General features: G+C 63.2%; 21 protein-coding genes and 1 tRNA gene. 14 read left to right on the top strand and 8 right to left on the bottom strand.

Translation table 11 applies throughout. The annotated features are described in order from the left end of the window. Positions 1 to 140: 140 nt before the first annotated feature. Together AB7E35_RS05375 and AB7E35_RS05370 are read left to right on the top strand one after the other, a co-directional pair. Positions 141 to 968, top strand: a complete 828-nt coding sequence (locus AB7E35_RS05375; RefSeq protein ID WP_415833673.1) for a hypothetical protein — start codon at positions 141 to 143, stop codon at positions 966 to 968. Positions 969 to 976: 8 nt separating this feature from the next. Continuing rightward, positions 977 to 1,801: an abortive infection family protein gene (locus AB7E35_RS05370; RefSeq protein WP_012077396.1), complete on the top strand. Its 825-nt coding sequence runs from the start codon at positions 977 to 979 to the stop codon at positions 1,799 to 1,801. A gap of 38 nt (positions 1,802 to 1,839) precedes the next feature. Here the strand turns inward: AB7E35_RS05370 and AB7E35_RS05365 are convergent, their stop codons facing one another. The 7 genes from AB7E35_RS05365 to ychF all read right to left on the bottom strand — a co-directional run bounded on the left by AB7E35_RS05365 (position 1,840) and on the right by ychF (position 9,222). Further along, complete coding sequence (locus AB7E35_RS05365) at positions 1,840 to 4,329, bottom strand: S8 family peptidase (RefSeq protein ID WP_012077395.1); 2,490 nt, start codon at positions 4,327 to 4,329, stop codon at positions 1,840 to 1,842. Between the two features lie 9 nt (positions 4,330 to 4,338). Further along, a complete protein-coding gene (locus tag AB7E35_RS05360; protein ID WP_033989010.1) occupies positions 4,339 to 5,322 on the bottom strand; it encodes an AAA family ATPase in 984 nt (327 codons plus the stop codon). A 37-nt stretch (positions 5,323 to 5,359) separates the two neighbouring features. Further along, the gene (locus AB7E35_RS05355) at positions 5,360 to 5,938 is read right to left on the bottom strand and encodes a hypothetical protein (protein ID WP_428162200.1); all 579 of its coding nucleotides are present in this window, start codon (positions 5,936 to 5,938) and stop codon (positions 5,360 to 5,362) included. A gap of 71 nt (positions 5,939 to 6,009) precedes the next feature. Further along, entirely contained in the window at positions 6,010 to 6,300 is a 291-nt protein-coding gene (locus AB7E35_RS05350) for a hypothetical protein (RefSeq protein ID WP_428167196.1), read from the bottom strand. A gap of 36 nt (positions 6,301 to 6,336) precedes the next feature. Continuing rightward, positions 6,337 to 6,738 (bottom strand): hypothetical protein, encoded by a 402-nt coding sequence (locus tag AB7E35_RS05345; RefSeq protein WP_428167195.1) that lies wholly within the window; start codon positions 6,736 to 6,738, stop codon positions 6,337 to 6,339. Next, on the bottom strand, positions 6,725 to 7,912 hold the full coding sequence (locus AB7E35_RS05340) for a tyrosine-type recombinase/integrase (RefSeq protein WP_428162199.1): 1,188 nt from the start codon (positions 7,910 to 7,912) through the stop codon (positions 6,725 to 6,727). The genes AB7E35_RS05345 and AB7E35_RS05340 overlap by 14 nt, the downstream gene beginning before the upstream one ends. 215 nt (positions 7,913 to 8,127) lie before the next feature. Then, positions 8,128 to 9,222, bottom strand: a complete 1,095-nt coding sequence (ychF, locus tag AB7E35_RS05335) for a redox-regulated ATPase YchF (RefSeq protein ID WP_428162198.1) — start codon at positions 9,220 to 9,222, stop codon at positions 8,128 to 8,130. Positions 9,223 to 9,369: 147 nt separating this feature from the next. Here ychF and AB7E35_RS05330 point away from each other — a divergent pair, with 147 nt between their 5' ends. The 7 genes from AB7E35_RS05330 to miaB all read left to right on the top strand — a co-directional run bounded on the left by AB7E35_RS05330 (position 9,370) and on the right by miaB (position 16,213). Further along, positions 9,370 to 10,515 (top strand): FAD-dependent monooxygenase, encoded by a 1,146-nt coding sequence (locus AB7E35_RS05330; protein WP_428167194.1) that lies wholly within the window; start codon positions 9,370 to 9,372, stop codon positions 10,513 to 10,515. A 51-nt stretch (positions 10,516 to 10,566) separates the two neighbouring features. Then, positions 10,567 to 11,280, top strand: coding sequence for a DsbC family protein (locus AB7E35_RS05325; protein WP_428162196.1), 714 nt, complete (start codon positions 10,567 to 10,569; stop codon positions 11,278 to 11,280). A 168-nt stretch (positions 11,281 to 11,448) separates the two neighbouring features. Beyond that, positions 11,449 to 13,245 (top strand): M61 family metallopeptidase, encoded by a 1,797-nt coding sequence (locus AB7E35_RS05320; protein WP_428167193.1) that lies wholly within the window; start codon positions 11,449 to 11,451, stop codon positions 13,243 to 13,245. Positions 13,246 to 13,317: 72 nt separating this feature from the next. Then, positions 13,318 to 14,097: an enoyl-CoA hydratase gene (locus tag AB7E35_RS05315; protein ID WP_428162194.1), complete on the top strand. Its 780-nt coding sequence runs from the start codon at positions 13,318 to 13,320 to the stop codon at positions 14,095 to 14,097. Positions 14,098 to 14,123: 26 nt separating this feature from the next. Then, positions 14,124 to 14,200 (top strand) — tRNA-Met (locus AB7E35_RS05310). 102 nt (positions 14,201 to 14,302) lie between these two features. After that, positions 14,303 to 14,725: a hypothetical protein gene (locus AB7E35_RS05305; RefSeq protein WP_428167192.1), complete on the top strand. Its 423-nt coding sequence runs from the start codon at positions 14,303 to 14,305 to the stop codon at positions 14,723 to 14,725. A gap of 123 nt (positions 14,726 to 14,848) precedes the next feature. Then, the gene (gene miaB / locus AB7E35_RS05300) at positions 14,849 to 16,213 is read left to right on the top strand and encodes a tRNA (N6-isopentenyl adenosine(37)-C2)-methylthiotransferase MiaB (RefSeq protein WP_428167191.1); all 1,365 of its coding nucleotides are present in this window, start codon (positions 14,849 to 14,851) and stop codon (positions 16,211 to 16,213) included. 65 nt (positions 16,214 to 16,278) lie between these two features. Here the strand turns inward: miaB and ffh are convergent, their stop codons facing one another. Then, the gene (ffh, locus tag AB7E35_RS05295; RefSeq protein ID WP_428162191.1) at positions 16,279 to 17,655 is read right to left on the bottom strand and encodes a signal recognition particle protein; all 1,377 of its coding nucleotides are present in this window, start codon (positions 17,653 to 17,655) and stop codon (positions 16,279 to 16,281) included. Between the two features lie 359 nt (positions 17,656 to 18,014). On the opposite strand from ffh, the gene AB7E35_RS05290 reads away from it, so the two are divergent. Genes AB7E35_RS05290 through ampD form a run of 5 tightly spaced genes read left to right on the top strand, consistent with a single transcriptional unit; the run spans position 18,015 to position 22,890 of the window. Continuing rightward, the gene (locus tag AB7E35_RS05290) at positions 18,015 to 18,815 is read left to right on the top strand and encodes a cytochrome C assembly family protein (protein ID WP_428162190.1); all 801 of its coding nucleotides are present in this window, start codon (positions 18,015 to 18,017) and stop codon (positions 18,813 to 18,815) included. After that, on the top strand, positions 18,812 to 19,036 hold the full coding sequence (locus tag AB7E35_RS05285; RefSeq protein ID WP_428162189.1) for a PP0621 family protein: 225 nt from the start codon (positions 18,812 to 18,814) through the stop codon (positions 19,034 to 19,036). Before AB7E35_RS05290 ends, AB7E35_RS05285 begins: the two co-directional genes overlap by 4 nt. A 3-nt stretch (positions 19,037 to 19,039) precedes the next feature. Further along, entirely contained in the window at positions 19,040 to 20,731 is a 1,692-nt protein-coding gene (locus AB7E35_RS05280) for a sensor histidine kinase (protein ID WP_428167190.1), read from the top strand. 24 nt (positions 20,732 to 20,755) lie between these two features. Then, a complete protein-coding gene (locus AB7E35_RS05275; protein ID WP_428167189.1) occupies positions 20,756 to 22,273 on the top strand; it encodes a sigma-54-dependent transcriptional regulator in 1,518 nt (505 codons plus the stop codon). Next, on the top strand, positions 22,270 to 22,890 hold the full coding sequence (ampD, locus tag AB7E35_RS05270; protein WP_428162186.1) for a 1,6-anhydro-N-acetylmuramyl-L-alanine amidase AmpD: 621 nt from the start codon (positions 22,270 to 22,272) through the stop codon (positions 22,888 to 22,890). Before AB7E35_RS05275 ends, ampD begins: the two co-directional genes overlap by 4 nt. Positions 22,891 to 23,089: the final 199 nt, after the last annotated feature.

Here is a 23,089-nt window from a genome sequence, read left to right as displayed (position 1 = left end):
CGGGTGGGCTTGCGCGACTGCTCGAATCCGTTGTTTTGATCTGCGGCCATTGCCAGGGTCTGCTGCTTCATCTGCGGATAACGTTTGAGAAGCGACAACGGTGGACCTTGATCAGCATTGCCCTAACCAAAGAGGTGGACATGGCACTCCCATCCTTCGATAACGCGTGGCGAGACAGCCAGAGCGTGAAACCGCGCATTCTGGTGTTGGAGGTCAAGGACAAGGAGCGCCCGGAGGCCGAGGCACTGGGCTGGGTGTTGGTCGAGCGGGAGGAAACCTATCGGCGCGATCCTCGCGACGGGACGATCTACGAGGCGTCGATCCGCCTCTCGTATCAGCGCATCACTGCCAAGTTTTCGCACCGGGACGGCGGAAAAGGGCGGTTTGATGGCAGCTACTCGCGCAACTTCAACTCTGTCTCGCTGACATCGCCCTCGATGTCGAAGGGGGCGGTGTTTCTTGATCTGCCGGGGCTGGATGGCCAGCGGATCGGCACCTACCTGATGAATGAGATTGTCCTGTGGGTGCAACAGTGGCCCGAGGCGACCGTCAACAGCATCGAGCTGCTGGCCGGGCAGGCTCACGGTGACAACAAGGCGCGCCGCAACTGGTTTTATGAGCAGTTCGGGCTGGTCTTCGACTACACCGACCCCGAACATCGCGAAGGGCGATCCCGCCCCATGCAGGCCGGGGCATTGGCTACAGTCGAAACGTGGAAGCAGAACATCGTCGAGCACCGGATGCTCGATTATCTGGCGGCTGTCCTCTATGCCGAGGAGCGTGCCACATCGGAGTTACAGGCGCGCGAACGAGCGTGTACCCAGTTGATCGCTGAACAGAAGAAGGCAGAGGCCCGGCCCTTGCGCTGGGCGTTGAGACAACTGTACTACCGCTATGCCAGCACGGTGTTCGCCGGGCTCGTCCTGACCATCGCGGTCGGCATAGTGTGGGTCAAGATGAAGGCGTAAGGGAGCTCATGTCCGATCTGACTGGGAGCGAGCGTCGAAAGCTGGAAAAGCTGCTTGGCATGGGCGGCGGCTACGTCCTGAACTTTTCCGACCGTACCTTTGGCGATTTCTTCGATGAGTACCGAGTCGAGATTGATGCCGAGAGGTACAAGGCACGGGGCACTTCCAAGGCCAACAGGATGCGCACGTTCTGGGATGTGGATGGCAATCATGTCGCGGGGCGTGTCATTGGCGGGCTGATCGACTATGCGACCGATGAGCAGTGCTTTGGCGACAGCAACCCTCTACTCATCGACGACTGTCGGAAGATCGCCCAGCGGCTTCTCAGTGACCAGCCAGTGGCCGAATTGGATGCGCTGACCGCCATCGCTGATGAACGGGATTTCGAGGTGGTGGCAGAGCATGTTCGCGAAGCCATCGAGAAGAATCAGCCCGAGGGCGGGCTGGATCGGCTGCATACCTTCGTCAACAAGTTCATCCGCGTGACGTGCGAGCCACACGGCATCACGATCACTCGTGAAAAGCCGCTGCACAGTGTCTTCGGCGAGTACATCAAGGCGCTACGAGATGGTGGACATCTTGAGTCGGCCATGACCGAGCGCATCTTGAAGTCCAGTATCTCGGTGCTCGAAGCCTTCAATGACGTGCGCAACAACAAGAGCCTCGCTCACGACAACCCTATCCTCAACTACGAGGAAAGCCTGCTGATCTTCAATCACGTCGCGGCGTCGATCCGCTTCATCAAGGCGCTGGAGATAAAGATCAAGTCAAAGGCCAAGGCGGCAGAGCAACACGCATCACGACTTCCGTGGGCTGACGACATCCCCTTCTAGGCATTGCCCGCAGCACGACGGACGCCCTACGGGGCATATCAGACAGCGATTTCAACTTGAGCCTGAACGATATTCTCAACCACGGAATAGATGTCGACCGTCTCATCTGGCACCTCGATGCTGACGATCAGGCTATAGCGAACACTGTTCTGCCAGCGATCTTGTGCTGCGCGGTATTTCCACCAGCCTCCCACAGGATAAACGGCGATTGTTTGCATGTCCGCCAAGGCTGCGGCAGAACCAGTCCAGACATCGGAGTGCAGCGAGCCTCGCGTCCGAAGCTGAGGGCCAAATTGCCAACCATCTGCATCACCTTCTGGACCGATGTAGTCATCTGCATCTGCAAGCGCATTGATAAATGCTCGGAAATTCTCAAGTGACTGGCCAGGCCGAATGACCTCGAAACGCAGGCCATGCGACTGGTAGCTATATCGTTGCCTATAGCCTCTCCGACCAGGATTGGGCTCAATGAAGTACGAGAGCGTTACCCTCAGCTTCACCTCTAACTCTGGGGGGAGCTGGCGCAAAATATCTGCCGGCCACGGCAGCTCATATAGCTGCATCTCGTTAAGCTTGGGATCGGCCGAACCCGAGGCATCCGCGTTCTTGGTGAATGGTTGAAGATGATCTTGTGCGACCAGCGTCAATTCATGACCGGCGCTATAGCGCGCACGCTCAAGGTTGGTAACGCCGTATCCGACGCTCCTAAGCATCGTCTCTTTGGCGACCTTGGGGCTGTGGTGGCCGCTGAGAACTCCGAAACGTTCCCACATGCGCTCAGTCCACTCTGCTGAGTGTGCCAGGAGCCCACGAACTGTCTCTGGCCAATAGTCCGGGTATTCATCCATGAGAATAGCCGCTTGGCGTGAAACCAATGCGCAGGCGGCACTTGTATCGGCGGATACCTCAAAGAGTTGACCGGCCGCCTTTCCGGATGTTGTCAGAAGAGAAACTGAGTCAGCATCGGATATGGCCGTCCCATCGGGAGACAGCAAACGATTGCCGCCCTCCGCTACAACATCAGGCTTATAAGGTGCCTGCTTCTTCCAACCCCAATTGACAGATGACCTAGAGGCAGGAGCTGCATCTCCAGCTCGGGCAAAGGGCGACCACCCATCAAAGCTTGGGTCATCATTGGTTGTCTTCTCGGTGTATGCCCCAACCGTCAGGGCATTCCATGCCTGCGCCGGGTCTTCTATCTCCGCAAGATGTAGCTGCTCCCAGTGGTCTACGTTTGGCAAGAGGGAGCGATTGTTACCGGCTGAGATCACGAAAAGTCGTTGTTGCCCGTCCTCTGCGCCCGACGAGAATTGATCAACTTCCGCTGACCATGAGGTAGGGATTCCGCCTTCCTTTTCCGAGTCGGCCGTTACTGCCAAGGAATAGACGCGCCGCCATTCGGGTCTCGTTGCTTCCAGTTTGTATGCGGTACCTACAGTAATTGCGCCGTACAGTTCCGGGTCATTCGCACCGCGCGGCGGTATAATACGCCCCGATTCAATGCGATGCTGTAGAGGTATTTCAGACCGACTCACCAGCGCGTCATGCAAATCCCCGAATATCGCCAAGCCGGCTTGTCTGGAGCCATGGTCATTGACCTCATCGTAACGCGGCCACTGCGGCTGCCATGTTTCCGATTGCGGCTGATTGCAGACAGAAGATAGCAATGGATGATTGTAGTTTACGCCGGTATCGAGAATGGCTACAGAAACGGATGCCTCGTCCGAAATTCTCAACCGTGCGGCCAAATCGCCCGCCCATTCACGCTGTTCTTTTGGCGAAGATTCCACCAAGACGTTCGGAGTTTCCTTGGCGCGCCGCAGTTCCTCAAGAGAAGAGATTAACTCAGGGGCACGTTCCAACTGTTGAGAGGAAGCTCTGATCAGAAATACCATGCTATCGAAGAAACTTAGCGAGGTATTTCCGAGTCGCCCGCCGATCCTCTCTGATAGCTGTGCCGCAATGATTTGCGGGTCTTCGCCATTACGTCGCTTGAGCCAAAGCTCCCACCAAATTTGTTGATTGGAGTCCTGGGGGAATAGGCTGGGGGCATCCGTCCAAAACGCACGCAGGTCCGCCAAGCGCATTTCGGCGATACTGTCGATCAAATTGTGATTGCGAGGACCACCTTTCCCATCTTTCTCCGGGTCAAGATATTGCGTGACCTTCCTTTGAAACGTTTCTCGACGAGTCTCAGGAATGAATACCAGAGCAACCTCGCGATCGCCAACCTTGCGGCAAGCGTGCAACCTGAAGTCCCGCGTATCTAGACTGTCTAGAGGCAACTTGATGCCGGGGACTCCGACGATCTCTACAAATATCCCCACATCTTCTGTGATTGGTGGCTCGGCATTCTGCCGTTTCTCATCGTACTGCTGCATTAGATCAGCGTATCTTGCTGACAACTGCTGGCCGTGCGGAATCCGATCTTGAAGAGGAATGGCCGGGTTTCTACCAGTTCTGCGCGATCTAAAATCTTCGTTGGACAGAAAACCTTCGATCAGAAGGTGCCGCTTCTGGTCTGGCATAACCACTCCTTATTCTTTGCCAGCTTGACGTTGCTCAATCGCCTTCAATACAAGCGTGGTAGACAGTTTCTTGTCATGATGAAGAACCGCCTCTTTCGCCGCATCTTCGCAGGCTCGTGTCACTTCCGCAGCGCTCAGGCCGTGAGCTGCCGCAGTAACCTCATTCCAAGCAAGAGATCGGGTCTCGAACATGGCCAGCCGGTTCTCGATAATCTTCTGAATTTGGTCATCGCACGGCTTCTCAAACCGAATGATGTCGTCAAATCTGCGATAAAGCGCCTTGTCTAGCAGCTCGGGATGGTTGGTCGCGGCGACGATAATGCTTTCGGAGTCGTCCTGCTCCACGAAAAGAAGGAACGAGTTCAAAACGCGCCGAATTTCCCCTACATCATTTTGCGCTCCGCGCTGGGTGCCGATGGCGTCGAACTCGTCGAAGAGATAGACCGCCCGAGTTTGCTTGATGTGGTCAAAAACAAGTCGCAACTTTGCTGCGGTTTCCCCCATGAACCTAGTAATCAAACTATCAAGAACAATCGTATAGAGCGGTAGTTTCAGCTCTGTCGCAAGCACAGAGGCAGACATTGTCTTTCCCGTTCCTGGCGGTCCGGTGAACAGGAGCTTGCGTCGCGGGAGCAATCCAAATTGGGAAAGGCGATCTTTTTGTCGTTGCTCAAGCAATACGCGATGGAGGCGCTCCAGAACCTCGGCACCGAGGACCAGCTCGCCAATTCTTACTGTCGAGTGCGTAAGCTCAAGCAATCCCCTTAAGTCGCCTTTGGGTTGCTGAACAAGTGGCGTTGGTTTTACCGGCGCGAGCCCCAAGTTGCTATTAACTTGGGATTTTTCAACCATCTCCTTAATATCGCTGGCCAGTTTACGATGGCCTTGGCGAGCCTCTTGAGCTGCGACCTGCAAAGCCGTAGCGTAGAAGCGCTGATCGTCCCGATCAGCATGGCTTCTTAAAAGTGCTTTAATTTGCTCGGCTGTGGCCATTTTTTCACCAATACTCTTATCTCATAATCCTAACGCATCACGGGCCATCTGACCCTTTCCCCTTTCGTGCTGCCGGGGGGAGCGGGATGAAGTTTGGCAACGCCGCCACCCGTTCTTGCGCATCTGCTATCTCTGCCGCCAGCATCGGATCATCGTAAAGACTTACAACCAGATCATCCGGGGTTGGGGTTTCGTCTTTCGATGGACGCCCACGCCCTCTGCTTGGCCTTGGGTAACCTGCTTTCTCAAGCGCCTTTGCCAGCACGTCCAGCGCCTCCCAAATCCGCTCGGGCCGCACTGGGTCCGCCCCGGCCAGAAGCGCCTTTGCGGCCCATCCCATGTGCTCTGCGGCATGCAGCAAATGATGGCGCTGCGCGAGTTCCTGACGCTGCTGATCCCGCTCAGCAATCCACTCCCTGAACTCGTGATGCTCGGCATCAGTGAGCAGGCTATCGAGTTCTGGCGGTAACTCTGTTGCCCAACGATCCAGCGTACCAATGACGACCTGCTTTGAGCGCCGTTTCTCAGGATCATAGGCATACCGCAGCAGGGAGACGGTCTTGCCCTGCCTAATCCGCCCATCTTTGCCTTTGTAGGTCTGCACCCGTATTTGCATGAAGACCGCTTTTCCTTATCCGCTAATTTCCAAGATGATAAGGCCAATACGATGCCGTGGAAAGCTCTGCCTCATGTCTCCAGCCTGATGCCGTTCCATAGCGGTTCCTCAAGCATGAACAGGCGAAGTGCATCCTCACCCGCCTGCGTAACTGCCTGGAGTCCTTCAAGTGGCAGCATTCTGTTCTCGCTTGGGTCTGTCTGGACCCGGATACCCAGCTTGATGATGGACGCGGTAGTGCTCCAGCTCAGCTTCTTCGAACCTGCTTCCAGCATGGAGAACATCACGCAGCGCATCGCGGTTGTCACGTTGCGAGCGTCTACATCATGATCGTTGCGGGTGCCGCATGGGATTCCAAACATGCAAAGCGTTTTCACCAACTGCGCCGCTGTCCGCTTTTACCGCAATCGGGTGATGTCTGCCTGCTCTCCCTTGATAACCTTAGCCAGCGCGGCGGCATCATGCTCCAACTCTTCCAGTGCGAGCAGTCGCGTAGAGAGCGGAATGGTTTGCCGGTAGTTGCTGTCCAGGCTGGCGGCGTCCTTTGCCTCAAGACTGTTGAGTGCGCCGCGTAGCCGACGAGCGTCGGACGCTACCTTTTCAAGCGCTCGGATGCGCGAAGTATCGGGCGGCGTATCGGTGATGCTCCAGCCGTTCGACAGAAGCCGGAAAAGCAGCTTTTTGTGATCGCTGGACAGGGTGCGCACTGACTCGCAGCGCAAGATTTCCTTCAGCAGGCTGAAGCGGAGCTGTCGCCGCCCCCTCTGGTTGGTGGCTTGCTGACCCTTAGTTCTTGCCATTGAGCACCTCCAGCTTCCAGAGTTCGAGCTTGTCCGCCCATGCCTGCATCATCTCGCGCCTCTCGTCGAGATAGGTGGCATGGTTGTACGTCCGGCGCACAGAATTCGGCTCGGCGTGTGCAAGCTGGGCTTCAATGGCGTCGGGACGGTAGCCCATTTCATTCAGGCGGGTGCTGCCCGTCGTTCTCGTGCCGTGCGGGCTGTAGGTGCCGCTCCAGCCAAGCGCTTTGAGCGCCTGCCGGATCGAATGCGCAGACATCGGTTTGTTGCGGTCATCCCGGCCAGGGAAAAGATGCATCCGGTCGCCGCTGATAGCGTGCAATCGACGCAGCATTTCTACGGCTTGTCGTGGCAACGGCACCAGGTGTTCGCGTCGAGCCTTCATGCGGCGAGCGGGGATGGACCATAGCGCCTTATCGAGATCGAACTCGGCCCATTCTGCCTCCGCAGCCTCGCCTGGGCGAGCGAGCGTCCACCACATCAATTGGATGCAGAAATTCACCTGATAGCCGCAACGGTGGTTGTCGAAGTCCGTGAGCAACTTCCCGATCTGCGCCGTGGTCAGTGCTGTCTTGTGTTGCGTCTTGTTGGCGGGTAACGCCTTGCGGACGGGCCAGACGGGATCGTTATCTGCCCGCAAGGTGGCAACCGCCAGCTCGAAAATGCCGGACATGGTGCGCTTGGCTTCGGCAGCCACGGTCGGCGCGCCGCGCTTCGCCGTCTTGCTGAGGATGTCTAGGACGTGTGCAGGCGTGATTTGCCGCACGGGCATCTTGCCGATAGAGGGAAAGACCACCCGTTGCAGCATGTCCAGCCTGCGGCGTTTGGTGACTTCCTCCCAGTCCTTCAAGGCCAGCCATTCTTTGGCCACGGCCTCGAACGTGTTGGCAGAGTCCTGTTCTCGCTTGATCCGTTCGACCTGTCTGTTCTGAACGGGGTTGATGCCCTGCTTGACCAGCTTCCGTGCCTCTTCGCACTTATCCCTGGCATCTGCGAGGCTGACGCTGGGGTAGTCGCCGAGCGCGAACCATGACCCCTTGCCCGCAAGTTTGAAGCGGTAGCGCCAAGCCTTGACGCCATTGGGTTTGACTTCGAGGTAGAGACCGCGAAAGTCGTTCAGGCGGTAAAGCTGCTCCTTCGGTTTGGCAGCACGGCAGTGGGCATCAGTGAGCACGGCAGCACGGGATCAGTGGGTGACATCATGATCATATACACCTTCAAGGTATCAGTCTATCTGCCATATACACCACCGTAGGCACTTTACGCTGGCAAGCTCAGGTCATTGCAAGAGGTTTCTTGAAATGAAAAACCCCGGAAAATCCGGGGCTCTTGCGCTGTTTCTGGGCCTCAATGCAATCTTGTGAAACCTCTAGAAACAGCTTGATTGGCTCAGACGTTGAACAGGAAGTTCATCACGTCGCCATCCTTGACGACGTATTCCTTGCCTTCGGCGCGCATCTTGCCGGCATCCTTGGCGCCCTGTTCGCCCTTGTGGGCGATGAAGTCGTCAAACGCAATGGTCTGCGCGCGGATGAAGCCGCGCTCGAAGTCGCCGTGGATCACGCCCGCCGCCTGCGGCGCAGTGTCACCCACGTGGATGGTCCAGGCGCGCACTTCCTTGACGCCCGCCGTGAAGTAGGTCTGCAGGCCCAGCAGCTTGAAGCCGGCGCGGATCAGGCGGTTCAGGCCGGGTTCGTCCTGCCCCATCTCCTGCAGGAACATGTCGCGGTCTTCGTCGCTCATCTCGGCCATTTCGGCTTCGATCTTGGCGCAGATGGCCACCACGGGTGCGTTCTGGGCAGCGGCGTATTCCTTCAGGCGGTCGAGCAGCGGGTTGTTCTCAAAGCCGTCTTCGGCCACGTTGCCCACAAACATGGCGGGCTTGGCGGTGATCAGGCAGAACTGCTTGAGCAAAGGCGCATCCTCCTTGCTCACGGGCACGGTGCGCGCGGGCTTGCCCTGGTCCAGCGCGGCCTGGATGGGCGTGAGCAGCTGCACCAGCTTGGCGGCTTCCTTGTCGTTGCCGCTCTTGGCGGCCTTGCTGTAGCGGTTCAGCGCCTTTTCGACGGTGGCCAGGTCGGCCAGGCACAACTCGGTCTGGATGACCTCGATGTCCGAGATCGGGTCCACGCGCCCGGCCACGTGGATCACGTTGGGGTCTTCAAAGCAGCGCACCACGTTGACGATGGCGTCTGTCTCGCGGATGTGGGCCAGAAACTGGTTGCCCAGGCCCTCGCCCTTGCTGGCGCCAGCCACCAGACCGGCGATGTCCACAAACTCGACGATGGCCGGCACGATGCGCTCGGGCGAGATGATCTCGGCCAGCTGCTGCAGGCGCGGGTCGGGCACTTCGACCACGCCGGTGTTGGGCTCAATGGTGCAAAACGGATAGTTCTCGGCGGCGATGCCGGCCTTTGTCAGCGCGTTGAAGAGAGTGGACTTGCCCACGTTGGGCAGGCCCACGATGCCGCATTTCAGGCTCATGGCAGGGCTTTCCTAGAGTTCGGACGAAAAACGGGGCATTTTAGATGCCCGCGCCATTGCCGGCCGTGCCCGCCGGGGCAAGGCCGTCGGCGCGCACCCATACCAGCACCGCCGACGCGGCTGGACGCGACTCCTACAATCGCGCGCATGGCGCACACATTTGACGTATGTATTCGCGGCGCGGGCGTGGTGGGCCGCACCTTGGCACTTTTGCTGGCGCGCGATCGGCTGCGCGTGGCGCTAGCCGGCCCGCCTGCGGGCGCACCCGCACCAGATGATGTGCGCGCCTACGCCCTCAACGCAGCCTCGCGTGCGCTGCTGGAGTCCGTGCGCGGCTGGCCCGATGCACAACACGCCACGGGCGTGCTGCAGATGCAGGTGCACGCCGACCAAGGCGGCATGGTGTGCTTCGACGCTGCGCAGCATGGCCGCGATGCGCTGGCCTGGATTGTGGACGTGCCGGCGCTGGAGGCGCGCCTGGCAGACGCCGTGCGCTTTCAGCCGCTGGTGGAGTCGGTCGCCGAACCCGTCGCTGCGGCGCTCACGGTGGTGTGCGAAGGCCGCGCCAGCCGCACACGCGACGAATTCGGCGTGCACTTTGACATCACCCCCTATTCCCAGCACGCCATCGCCACGCGCCTCGAGTGCGAGCGGCCCCACGATCAAGTGGCGCGCCAGTGGTTTGCGCCCGACGGCAGCATCCTGGCGTTTTTGCCTATGGATGGAGCGCAAGGCCACACCGTTGCCGTGGTTTGGTCCGTGGCGCAAGAGCACGCCGCGCAGTGGCTGCAGGCCGACGAGAACACCTTCACCCAGCGCCTGCGCGAAGCCAGCCGCGATGCGCTGGGCGCGCTGCACCTGGCCGGCCCGCGCGCCAGCTGGCCGCTGCAGCAGGCCCTGGCGCGCCACTGGTGCGGCAGCATGCCTGCAACGCCCCAGTCCAGCCTGGACGCGCGCCGCAGCTGGGCGCTGGCCGGCGACGCAGCGCACAACGTGCACCCGCTGGCAGGCCAGGGCCTGAACCTGGGCCTGGGCGACGCGCGGGCGCTGGCGCGTGTGCTGCACGGGCGCGCCGCCTGGCGCGGTGTGGACGACCTGCGGCTGCTGCGCAGCTACGAGCGCGAACGCAAGGCCGCACTGTTGCCCATGGGCCTGGCGATGGACGGGCTGCAGCAACTCTTCACCCGGCGCGAAGGCGCCCTGCAGACCCTGCGCAACTGGGGCATGAAGGGCTTTGAGCGCAGCGGCCCGATCAAGGCCTGGGTGGCCCGCCAGGCCATGGGCGCCGATTGACAACCCGCCCTCATCACTCCTCCTTTACTGAACAGAAACGGAACCGACGCAATGAAAATTCTTCCCACCTTGCTGGCCGCCACCGCCCTGTGCCTGGGCCTGAACGCTTCGGCACAGGACGCCGCGATCCGCAAGGCGCTGGCCGAACGCATCCCGCAGCTGCAGCAGATCGACGAAGTGCGCGCAACGCCCATGAAGGGGCTGTACGAAGTGCGCATCGGCACGGATTTGTTCTACACCGACGCCCAGGGCAACTACCTCATCCAGGGCGAGCTGATCGACACCAAGGCGCGGCGCAACCTGACCGAAGACCGCATCAACAAGCTGACGGAGGTGGACTTCAAGGCGCTGCCACTGCAAGACGCCTTCACCCTGGTGCGCGGCAAGGGTGAGCGCAAGCTGGCGGTGTTCGAGGATCCCAACTGCGGCTACTGCAAGCGCTTTGAGAAGGACATGCAGAACGTGGACAACGTGACGGTGTACCTGTTTCTCTACCCCATCCTCAGCCCCGACTCGGTCGAGAAGTCGCGCAACATCTGGTGCGCCAAAGACCGCGTCGCCGCCTGGGACGATCTGATGCTGCGCGACAAGACGCCCGCCGCCGCCAGCTGCGACACGGCCGCGCTGCAGCGCAACCTGGCATTCGGGCGCAAGCACAAGATCACCGGCACGCCCACGCTGATCTTTGCCGACGGCTCGCGCGTGCCCGGGGCCATCCCCGCACAGGACGTCGAAAAACGACTGGCCGCAGCCGCCGGCAAGTAAGGCGTTGGCCGCAGTGTGGCTGCGTCGGCACGGCCCATGAGTCGCTATATAGTTGATAGCTACTTGCGCTTGATTTAAAAGGGCTACAGCCACTTTTACTGCAAATCGTCCCGTCACCACCGCCTGGGCTTATTGTTTTTGAAGCCTCTCTCTCTGCATCACCTGCCCATGCCCGACATCACACCGGTCGCCATCCACTACCGCATCGACCCGGCGCAGACCCACACTCACTTGTACCGCGTGGCGCTCACCGTGGCGGCGCCCGCCGCGCAGCAAGAGGTATCGCTGCCGGTGTGGATTCCGGGCAGCTACCTGGTGCGCGAGTTTTCCAAGAACCTGCAGTCGCTGCAGGCGCAGCAAGGCGGCGTGCCCGTGGCCTTGCAACAGCAGGACAAGCACCGTTGGCGCGTGCAGTGCGTGGCAGGCACGCCGCTGGTGCTGAGCTACGAGGTGGCGGCCTACGACACATCCGTGCGCACCGCCTGGCTGGACGCCACGCGGGGCTTTTTCAACGCCACCAGCCTGTGCCTGCGCGTGCACGGCAAGGAAGGCGACATGCACACGCTGGAAGTCGTGCAGCCGCCCGCCCTGGCCGGCTGGTCGCTGGCCACGGGGCTGGAGCCGGTGCAGACCGCGCCCTCGGGCTTCGGGCTTTACCGTGCACGCGATTACGACGAGCTGGTCGATTGCCCCGTGGAGATGGGGCCGTTGTGGCGTGCCGACTTCACCGCCTGCGGCGTGCCGCACCAGCTGGTGGTGGCAGGCGCCGCGCCCTCCTTGGATGGCCAGCGCCTGGTGCGCGATGTGCGGCGCATCTGCGAAGAGGCCATCCGTTTCTGGCATGACGGGCAGCAGCCGCCTTTCGACAAGCCGCCATTTGCGCGCTACGTGTTCATGCTCAACGCGGTACACGACGGCTACGGCGGGCTGGAGCACCGCAACTCCACCGCCCTCATCTGCAGCCGGAGCGACCTGCCACGCCTGGGCCAAAGCGACAAGGACATCCATGCCAGCGAGGGCTACACCACGCTGCTGGGCCTGGTCAGCCACGAATACTTTCACACCTGGAACGTCAAGCGCCTGCGCCCGGCCGAGTTCGCGCGCTACGACTACACGAAGGAGAACTACACGCAGCTGCTGTGGTTCTTCGAGGGCTTCACCAGCTACTACGACGACCTGCTGCTGCGCCGCGCCGGCCTGATTGACCACGCCACCTACCTCAAGCTGCTGGCCAAGACCATCAACCAGGTGCTGCAGACGCCGGGGCGGCTGGTGCAGTCGGTGGCACAGGCCAGCTTTGACGCCTGGGTCAAGTACTACCGGCAGGACGAGAACACGCCCAACAGCACCGTCAGCTACTACACCAAGGGCGCGCTGGTCGGCCTGTGCCTGGACCTGGCGCTGCGCCAGGGTGGCCGCACCACACTGGACGACGTGATGCGCGCGCTGTGGCAGCGCACCCAGGGCGGCCCCATGGCCGAAGCCGATCTGCTGGCCGTGCTGCAGGAGCTGTCGGGCCGCAACTGGTCGGACGAGATCGCGCAGTGGGTGCATGGCACGCAAGACCTGCCCCTGGCCGAACTGCTGGCCAGCCACGGCATCAGCCTGCAGACAGACCCCGCGCCCCTGGCCCAGCGCCTGGGCCTGCGCGTGCAGGACAACGGCAGCCTGCAGATCAAGACCGTGCTGCGCGGCGGCGCTGCCGAGGCCGCGGGCTTCATGGCGGGCGACGAATGGCTGGCGCTGGAGACACCGGGCCAGGCCTGGCGCCTGCACAAGATCGACGATGTGCCCCTGTACGCTGGCAGCGCCACCGATGTGACGGCCATCGTGGCCCGCGACCGGCGCCTGCTGCGCCTGCCGCTGGCCCTGCCGCCCGCCCAGGCCACCGGCGACGCGGTGCGCCTGGACGTGCACGACGCCGCCGCGGCGCAGCGCTGGCTGGGCACCGCCAGCGCGGTGTAGCGCCCGACAGTCCACCATCACCGGCCTTGGGTATAGTGAGGTCGATTCATCCACAACACACTGGAGAGACCCTTGGCCTACGAATGTATTGAAGTTCGCACCGAAGCCGACAAGGTCGGCGTCATCACCCTGAACCGCCCCAAGCAGCTCAACGCACTCAATAACCAGCTGATGGATGAGCTGGGCGCGGCGCTCAAGGCATTTGATGCCGACGAGAACATCGGCTGCATCGTGATCACCGGCAACGAAAAAGCCTTCGCCGCCGGCGCCGACATTGGCGCCATGGCCACCTACAGCTTTGCCGACGCCTACAAGGGCGACTACATCACGCGCAACTGGGAAACCATCCGCAGCATCCGCAAGCCCGTCATCGCCGCCGTGAGCGGCTACGCCCTGGGCGGCGGCTGCGAGCTGGCGATGATGTGCGACTTCATCATCGCGGCAGACAACGCCAAGTTTGGCCAGCCCGAGATCAAGCTGGGCGTGATTCCCGGCGCTGGCGGAACGCAGCGCCTGCCGCGCGCAGTGGGCAAGGCCAAAGCCATGGACATGGCCCTCACCGCCCGCATGATGGATGCAGTGGAAGCAGAACGCTCCGGCCTCGTAAGCCGCGTGGTCGCGCTGGACAAGCTGATGGAAGAAACCCTGGGCGCCGCCCTGATCATCGCGAACTTCTCGCAGATCACCGTCATGGCCGCCAAGGAAGCCGTGAACCGCGCCTTCGAAGGCAGCCTGAGCGACGGCGTGATGTTCGAGCGCCGCCTGTTCCACGCACTGTTTGCCACGCAAGACCAAAAAGAAGGCATGGACGCCTTCGTGAACAAGCGCGCAGCCAACTTCACACACCAATAAAAACATCTATATAATGCCGGACTCTTGGTCGTATAGCTCAGTTGGTTAGAGCGCAGCATTCATAATGCTGATGTCGAAGGTTCAAGTCCCTCTACGACCACCAGACCCAACCCGCAGCGCCCCAGGTGCTGCGGGTTTTTATTTTTGCCGCGTGACGGACCTCGGCCGTCACTAGAATCTTCGTTTCAGCCCCTGGATGTACACCATGAACCGCTGCAACACCCTCCGCCCTGCCCACCCGCGCCGCTGGTGGCTAGCTGCCCTGTGCGCCGCCGCAGCCTGCACTGCGGCGCCCTCCTTCGCCCAGGTGGCGCAGGGCCGCAACTTTCCGCCGGCCGCATTGCGCGGCACGCTCACCGTGGAAAACCCCGCCACGGCCACCCTGAACGGCCAACCCATCCGCCTGGCGCCGGGCCTGCGCCTGTTCGGGCCGCAAAACTCGCTGGTCATGGCGCACACCTTGCAGGGCAAAAGCGTCACGGTGAACTACATGACCGAAGCCAGCACCGGCTGGCTGCTCACCGCCTGGATCCTTACCCCTGCAGAGGCTGCCCAGCCGCGCAAGGGCAGCGACGCCACGGCGACCAACATCCGCACCGAAGCAGACGCGCAGCCAGCGCTGCGCTAGGCGCTGCCGGCCAGCCCTGCCGCTGCCCGACCACGGGACATGCCGCGCATGCTGCGGCGTGCCCGCGGTTTGCCGTTTACTTTTTGCCGTTACCCCTTGCCCTTTGTTTGCGAGACACAAGCCATGTCCAAGAAAGTTTTCATCAAAACCTTCGGCTGCCAGATGAACGAGTACGACTCGGACAAGATGGCCGACGTCATGAAAGCCGCCCAAGGCTACGAGCCCACCGACGACCCCGAGGCCGCCGACCTGATCCTGTTCAACACCTGCTCGGTGCGCGAAAAAGCGCAGGAGAAGGTGTTCAGCGATCTGGGCCGCGTCAAGCACCTCAAGGACAAGGGCGTGCTGATTGGCGTGGGCGGCTGCGTGGCCAGCCAGGAGGGCGAAGAGATCATCAAACGCGCGCCGTTTGTTGATGTGGTCTTCGGCCCGCAAACGCTGCACCGCCTGCCCGAACTGCTCAACCAGCGTGCCGCCAAGGCCCGCCCGCAGGTGGACATCAGCTTTCCTGAAATCGAGAAATTTGACCACCTGCCGCCCGCCCGCGTGGAAGGCGCCAGCGCATTCGTGTCGATCATGGAAGGCTGCTCCAAATACTGCAGCTACTGCGTGGTGCCCTACACGCGCGGCGAGGAAGTCAGCCGCCCGTTCGAGGACGTGCTGGTGGAAGTGGCCGGCCTGGCCGACCAGGGCGTGAAAGAAGTGACGCTGCTGGGCCAGAACGTGAACGCCTACCTGGGCGCCATGGGCCACGGCGTAGCCGGTGAGGGACTGGCCGAGAAAGCCGACTTTGCGCTGCTGCTGGAATACGTGGCCGAGATTCCGGGCATTGAGCGCATCCGCTACACCACCAGCCACCCCAACGAATTCACGCCGCGCCTGATCGAGGCCTACGCCAAAATTCCGAAGCTGGTCAGCCACCTGCACCTGCCGGTGCAGCACGGCTCAGACCGCATCCTGATGGCCATGAAGCGCGGCTACACGGCCATGGAATACAAGAGCACGGTGCGCAAGCTGCGCGCCATTCGCCCCGACATGGCGATGAGCTCAGACTTCATCGTGGGCTTTCCGGGCGAGACCGAGGAAGACTTTGCCAGGATGATGAAGCTGATCGACGACGTGCGCTTTGACAACTCCTTCAGCTTCATCTTCAGCCCGCGCCCCGGCACGCCCGCCGCCAACCTGCCCGACGACACGCCGCACGAGGTGAAGCTGCGCCGCCTGCAGGAGCTGCAGGCCGTCATCAACCGCAACATTCTGGAAATCAGCCAGGAGCGCGTGGGCACGGTGCAGCGCATTGTGGTGGAGGGCGTGTCCAAGCGCGACGGCAGCGAACTGATGGGCCGCACCGAGTGCAACCGCGTGGTCAACTTCCCAGCGCATGGCCAACACCAGCGCCTGATTGGCCAGCTGATCGACGTGAAGATCACCGAAGCGCGCACCTACACGCTGCGCGGCGAGCTGGTGATCACGGGCGCCACCGCCTGAATTATCAAAAATGATAGCTTTCAGCGCTTGTAAAACAAGGGCTGAAAGCCAAAAAGGCTTGAAGCCTAGAACGGCATCTTGGGCATGCCGCCGCCCAGGCCCTTCATGCCGCCCATCTTTCTCATCATCTTCATCAGGCCACCGCCCTTCATCTTCTTCATCATGTCCTGCATCTGCTCAAACTCCTTGAGCAGGCGGTTGACTTCCTGCACCTGCACACCGGCGCCGGCGGCGATGCGCTTCTTGCGCGTGGCCTTGATGATCTCGGGCTTGCGGCGCTCCAGCGGCGTCATGCTCTGGATGATGCCTTCCTTGCGCTTGATGTCCTTTTCGGCCTTGTCCATGTCCACCTGACCGGCCTTGGCCGTCAGCTGCGCGGGCAGCTTGTCCATCAGGCTGGACAGGCCGCCCATCTGCTTCATCTGCTGCAACTGCCCCAGAAAGTCGCTCAGATCGAAGCCGTCGCCGCTCTTGACCTTGGCAGCGAGTTTCTGCGCGGCTTCCATGTCCACGCCCGCGGCCACCTGCTCGACCAGTGCCACGATGTCGCCCATGCCCAGGATGCGGCCGGCATGGCGCTCGGCATCGAACACCTCCAGGCCATCAATTTTCTCGGACACGCCGGCAAACTTGATCGGCGCGCCCGTGATCTGGCGCACCGACAGCGCCGCGCCGCCGCGCGAGTCGCCGTCCAGCTTGGTGAGCACGATGCCGGTCAGCGGCAGCGCCTCCTTGAAAGCCCTGGCGGTGTTGACCGCGTCCTGGCCCTGCATGGCATCGACGACGAACAGGGTTTCCACCGGGTTCAGCGTGGCGTGCAAATCCTTGATTTCCTGCATCAGCACTTCGTCAATGGCCAGGCGGCCGGCGGTGTCCACCAGCAGCACGTCAAAGTAGTGCTTCTTCGCATAATCCAGCGCGGCCACGGCGATGTCGCGGGGCTTTTGGTCCGGCGTGCTGGGGAAGCATTCGGCGCCGGCCTGCTTCGTCACGGTCTTGAGCTGCTCTATGGCCGCTGGGCGGTACACGTCGCCCGACACCGTCAGCACCTTCTTCTTGCGCTTTTCGATCAGGTGCTTGGCCAGTTTTGCGGTGGTGGTGGTCTTGCCTGCGCCCTGCAGGCCAGCCATCAGGATCACGGCGGGCGGCTGGGCGGCGAGGTTGATGTCGGACACCCCCTCCCCCATGGTGACGGCCAGTTCGCGGTTGACGATGGACACCAGCATCTGCCCGGGCTTCAAGCTGCCCAGCACTTCTTCGCCCAGCGCCTTTTCCTTGACCCGGGCAATGAAGTCGCGCACCACGGGCAGGGCCACGTCGGCTTCAAGCAGGGCCATGCGCACTTCGCGCAGCATGTCCTGCACGTTGGATTCGGTGATGCGGGCCTGGCCGCGCATCTCCTTGACGAGACGGGTGAGTTTTTCGGTGAGTGCGGAGGCCATGGCCCAAAGCTCCAGATGCACCGGCTCGGGCACGCCGCCCGCCGATGCCACAGCCCCGGCAACCAGGGGCGAAAGGCTAAGAGCCTGTTCACGGTCTTTTCATGGCGCCCGTTGCCCCGCAAGGGCGGTGGCTGCAAGGCGCCAACCGCAGCCGGGCTGGTGGCCCGGCGAGGATTTGCAACACCGCAGACGCCACCCTTGCGGGGCAACCCTATGGGCAAGGCAGCAAAACGTCGCACTCATCGTTGCCCGCCTTGCCCAGGCCACAGCATGGCCTGCGACGTGCGCCTTGATTGCAGCGTTTTGCTGCCTTGCGGGCGCCATGAAAAGACCGTGAACAGGCTCTAAACTGCTAACCCATGATTTTACCCAGTGCTTCCCCGCTCGCCTGGCTGCTGGCCCTGGCCACTGCTGGCGCCTACGCGCTGGCTGCGGCTGCGGCGTCGCGCGCCACAACGGGGCAAAACCACCTGGCTGTCATGGCGTCGGCCTGGGCGCTGCATGCCGCCGCGCTGGCCTGGGGTCTGCTGGGCGGTGCGCCCCACTTCGGTTTTGCAGCGGCGCTGTCGATGACTGCCTGGCTGGTGCTGACCACCTACGCCGTGGAGCGCCAGCTGTTTCCCCAGATGCGCACGCGCTGGGTTTTGTGCGCGCTGGGCGGCGCAGCCGTGCTGATGGCGGCGCTGTTTCCTGGCAGGCCGCTGCATGTGTCGGCATCGCCCTGGCTGCCGCTGCACCTCACGCTGGGCATTGCCTGCTATGGCCTGTTTGCCGCCGCGGTGGTGCACGCCTGGCTCATGAGCCGCGCCGAACGCCAGATCCGCCAGGCGGTTGACGTGCAAAGCGGCCTGCCGCTGCTGACGCTGGAGCGCCTCACGTTCCGCTTCGTCACGGCGGGCTTTGTGCTGCTGTCGGCCACGCTGGTGGCGGGCTGGCTGTTCAGCGAGCAGCTCTACGGCCGCGCCTGGCTGTGGGATCACAAGGCAGTGTTCTCGCTACTGGCATGGGCCACGTTCGCGGTGCTGCTGCTGGGCCGCTCGCGCTTTGGCTGGCGCGGGCGCAGCGCGGTGCGCGTGCTGTATGCAGGCACGGCCCTGCTGCTGCTGGCCTATGTGGGCTCGCGCTTCGTGATGGAAGTGGTGCTGGGGCGGTCTGCATGAAGTACCTCATCGTGCTGGCGGTGCTGGCGGTCGCCTATGCCATCTGGCGCGGCCAGCGCAGCCCGCCGTCGCAGCGCCCGCCTGCGCCGCCGCGCATTGCGCCACCGCAGCCGATGGTGACCTGCGCGCACTGTGGTGTGCACCTGCCACGCGACGATGCGCTGTGCAAGGATGGGCGCAGTTATTGCAGCCGCGCGCACCGCGAGCAGGGGCCCGCCTGAGCCATGCCAAAACCCGCGGCCCCACCCCGCGCCAGCCGCCTGCCTTTCCAGCGCCTGTGGAATGCGTTTCTGACAGCGCGCGTGATGGTGGCGGTGACGCTGCTCCTGTTGCAGTTGCTGGGGCTGGCGCTCAACCAGGTCAGCGAACCCCTTTTGCTGGGCGCCAGCCTGGCTTACCTGCTGGCCACGGGCCTGCTGCGAGTGCTGGGCGGCCACATGCCGCCCGACCCGCGGCCGGGCGTGCATTGGCTGCCCACCCTTGGCGTGGACATCCTGCTGATCAGCGTGCTGCAGGTGCTGCAGCAAGCCGGCGGCATGAACTTCACGCCGCTGTTCGGTCTGCCCATTCTGATGGCGGGGGTACTGGGCACCTTGACCCTGGCGCTGGGCACCACGGCCGGCATCACCCTGCTGCTGCTGACCTGGGCCTGGTGGCTGGGCTGGCAAAGTGGCACCGACACGGCGCAGCGCTACCTGCAGGCGGCCATCACCGGCACGGGCTATTTCATCGTGGCCTACCTGGTGCACCTGCTGGCGGCCAAGGTCTCCAGCGAGCAGCAGACCGCACGGCGCAGCCAGATGGATGCGCGCACGCAGCGGGCCGTGAGCGCACTGGTCATGCAGCATGTGGCCGACGGCGTGCTGGTGCTGGACCGCCAGAGCCAGGTGCGCCTGGCCAATCCGGCGGCCCTGCTGCTGCTGGGCCGAGAAGCCGGCAGCCCCGCACCGCTTGCGCTGGCACACACGACCGCCTGGAAGCCCCTGATGGAGCTGGCCCAGGACACCTTTCACACAGGGCAGTCGCGGCATGCGGACGTCACCATCCTGCACCAGGGGCAAAGCCCCATGGCGCTGCGCATACGCACCTGGCTGACCCAGACGCAGGGCGCGCTGGACGAGGAGCCGCTGTGCGTGATGTTTTTGCATGACCTGCGCGAGATGGAAGCCCGGCTGCGCACGGAAAAGCTGGCCGCCATGGGCCGCATGTCAGCCGCGGTGGCCCACGAGATACGCAACCCGCTGGCGGCCATCGTCCAGGCCAATGAACTGCTGGCCGAAGACCTGACCGACCCCGGCCACCAGCGACTGGCCCTCATGGTGCGGCAAAACGCCGATCGGCTGGTGCGCATCACCGAGGACGTGCTGGACATCGCCCGGGTGCAACACCTGATCGGGTATGCGCCCTCATCCACCCTGGCCCTGGATGCCACGGTGGCGCAAATCTGGAGCGACTGGCAGGCGCACGACCCCGCGCGCCGCCAGGGGCAGCTGGTGCTGAACGCGGGCACGACGCAGGTCGAGTTCGATACCGAGCATCTGCGGCGGGTGCTGATCAATTTGCTGGACAACGCCCTGCGCTACATGCGGCCGGGGCCTGACTCGCTGTGTCTGACCACGCGCGCGCCCGCCGGCGGCGCGGCCAGCCTGCAGGTCTGGAGCGATGGCGCGCCGCTGGACAAGTCCGTCGAGCGGCATCTGTTCGAGCCCTTTTTCTCGTCGGAGAGCCGCTCCAGCGGCCTGGGCCTGTACATCTGCCGCGAGCTGTGCCAGCGCCACGGAGCGGCCATCGCCTACCAGCGCAGCACCCTGAGCCTGGCTCGCGGCGAAGTGGCGGGCAACGCCTTCAACGTCACTTTCCGCAGCATCACCCGCCCTGCAGACAACGCATCGCTGTTTGACACAATCGTGGTCTGAGAGGCTGACACGAACCACCGCACCATGAACGCCACAGCCGCATCCATTCTCGTGGTCGATGACGAACCCGACCTGCGCACGCTCTACGAGCTGACGCTGCTGCGCGAGGGCTACCGCGTGGAAACCGCGGCCAGCGTGCAAGAAGCGCGCGAGCAGCTGCAGTGCCAGAAATTCGACGCCGTGATCACCGACATGCGGCTGCCCGACGGCTTCGGCATGGATCTGCTGTATGACCTGCGCGAGCAGCAGCGGCGCGAGCGCTGCGTGGTCATGACCGCCTACGGCTCGGCCGAGAACGCCGTGGAGGCCCTGCGCGCAGGGGCATTCGACTATCTGACCAAGCCGGTGGATCTGAAGCAGTTCCGCTCGGTGGTGGCCTCGGCCGTGCAGGGCATCGGGGGCGTGCTGCCCCCCGCCCATGCACCGCGTGCAGGCAGCAGCACGGCCATCGCCACAGCCGTGCCGGATGCGCCCAACCCCATGCTGGAGCGCCTCATTGGCGAGTCCGAAGCCATGCGCAACGTAAAGCAGCGCATCGCCAAGGTGGCGCGCAGCATGGCGCCGGTGCTGATCCGCGGCGAATCCGGCACCGGCAAGGAGCTGGTGGCGCGCGCGCTGCATGCCAGCAGCCAGCGCGCCGACGGCCCGCTGGTGGCAGTGAACTGCGGCGCCATCCCCGAGAACCTGCTCGAAGCCGAATTCTTCGGCGCGCGCAAGGGCTCCTACACCGGCGCCACCCACGACCGCGAGGGCTACTTTCAGGCCGCCCGGGGCGGCACGCTGTTTCTGGACGAGATCGGCGATCTGCCGCTGGCCATGCAGTCCAAGCTGCTGCGCGCCATTCAGGAGCGCAGCATCCGCCCGCTGGGCTCCACGCAGGAAGAGGCAGTGGACGTGCGCATCGTCAGCGCCACGCACCGCGACCTGGCTGCCGACGTGCAGGCCGGGCGTTTTCGCCAAGACTTGTACTACCGCCTGAACGTCATCGAGCTGCTGATCCCGCCCCTGCGCGAGCGCCGCGAAGACCTGCCCGCGCTGTGCGAGGCGCTGCTGGCGCGCATCGAGCAAGAGTCGGGCATCACCGTGCCGCGCCTGACCGATCAGGCGCTGCAGCGTATTGCGCAGCACCCCCTGACCGGCAACGTACGCGAGCTGGAGAACCTGCTGCACCGCGCCGTGGCCCTGAGCGACGGCCACGAGCTGCAGGTGGAATGCCCCGTGGCTGCGCAGGGCGGCGCAGCGCCTGCGCCAGCGCCCGCGCCCGCGCCCGGCGTGAAGGCCGATCTGCCACCGCCGTCCGCTGTCCCCGCCGACGCGCCCCTGCCCAGCGACCTGCAAGCCTGGCTGGATCAGCAAGAGCGCGAGATTTTGGTGCGCGCACTGCGCGACACGGGCTACAACCGCACCGCCACCGCGGTGCGCCTGGGCATCAGCCTGCGCCAGATCCGCTACCGCATCGCTCGCCTGAACATCACCATGCCGCAAGATGGCGACAAGCACGGTGACGCGCTGGATGACACACGCGACCACTCGTCCGAATGACCACGCGCCGCAATGAATCGCAGCCCTGGCAAGGCGGCTGGTACGCACCGGCGCAGCGTATGGGCTCGCCCAACCACGGCAGCCGGCCGGCGGGCGCGGTCATCGACCTGATCGTCATTCACTCCATCAGCCTGCCGCCCGGCCAGTACGGCGGCAAGCAGGTACACCAGCTGTTCACCAACCAGCTCGACTGGGATGCGCACCCGTACCTTCAGCAAATCCGCGGGCTGCAGGTGTCGGCACACTTCTTCATCTGCCGCGACGGCGCCGTCTGGCAGTTCGTGGATGCAGACCGGCGGGCCTGGCATGCCGGCCGCTCCCACTACCGGGGGCGCGACGGCTGCAACGACGACTCGATCGGCATAGAGCTTGAAGGCCTGGAAGGCCTGCGCTTTGAAGACGCGCAGTACGCCGCCCTGAGCCGCCTGTGCGCGGCCCTTGCGCGGCGCTATCCCATCCACTACATCGCGGGCCACGAGCACATTGCGCCCGGGCGCAAGCACGACCCCGGGCCGGGGTTTGACTGGCACCGGCTGCGGTCGGCTTTTGCCGGCTCAGGCGTGATGTTCCCGCCCACCGAGCGCAGGCCCACGGGCTTGCAAGCTTTTACAAACTGATTTTCTGGCCCTCGGCCACTGCGCCCCGACCGCCGCCGCAAGGCGCGACGTGCGCTCCAGACGCAAAAACGCCGCCAGCACGCACCGCCATTGGCTACGGCCTGATGCAGCAAGGCGCGGCGCGGGCCAGGGTCACCTGCGCCTGTAGCCGCTCATTTCCCCGGCATGCTCTTGATTCGGGGATACACTACCTATGGTG

This window comes from Diaphorobacter sp., from assembly GCF_050251835.1.
Lineage (GTDB): Bacteria > Pseudomonadota > Gammaproteobacteria > Burkholderiales > Burkholderiaceae_C > JBFXIE01.
The sequence above is the reverse complement of the archived record's forward strand: the minus strand, read 5'-3'. Positions and strand labels throughout refer to the sequence as shown.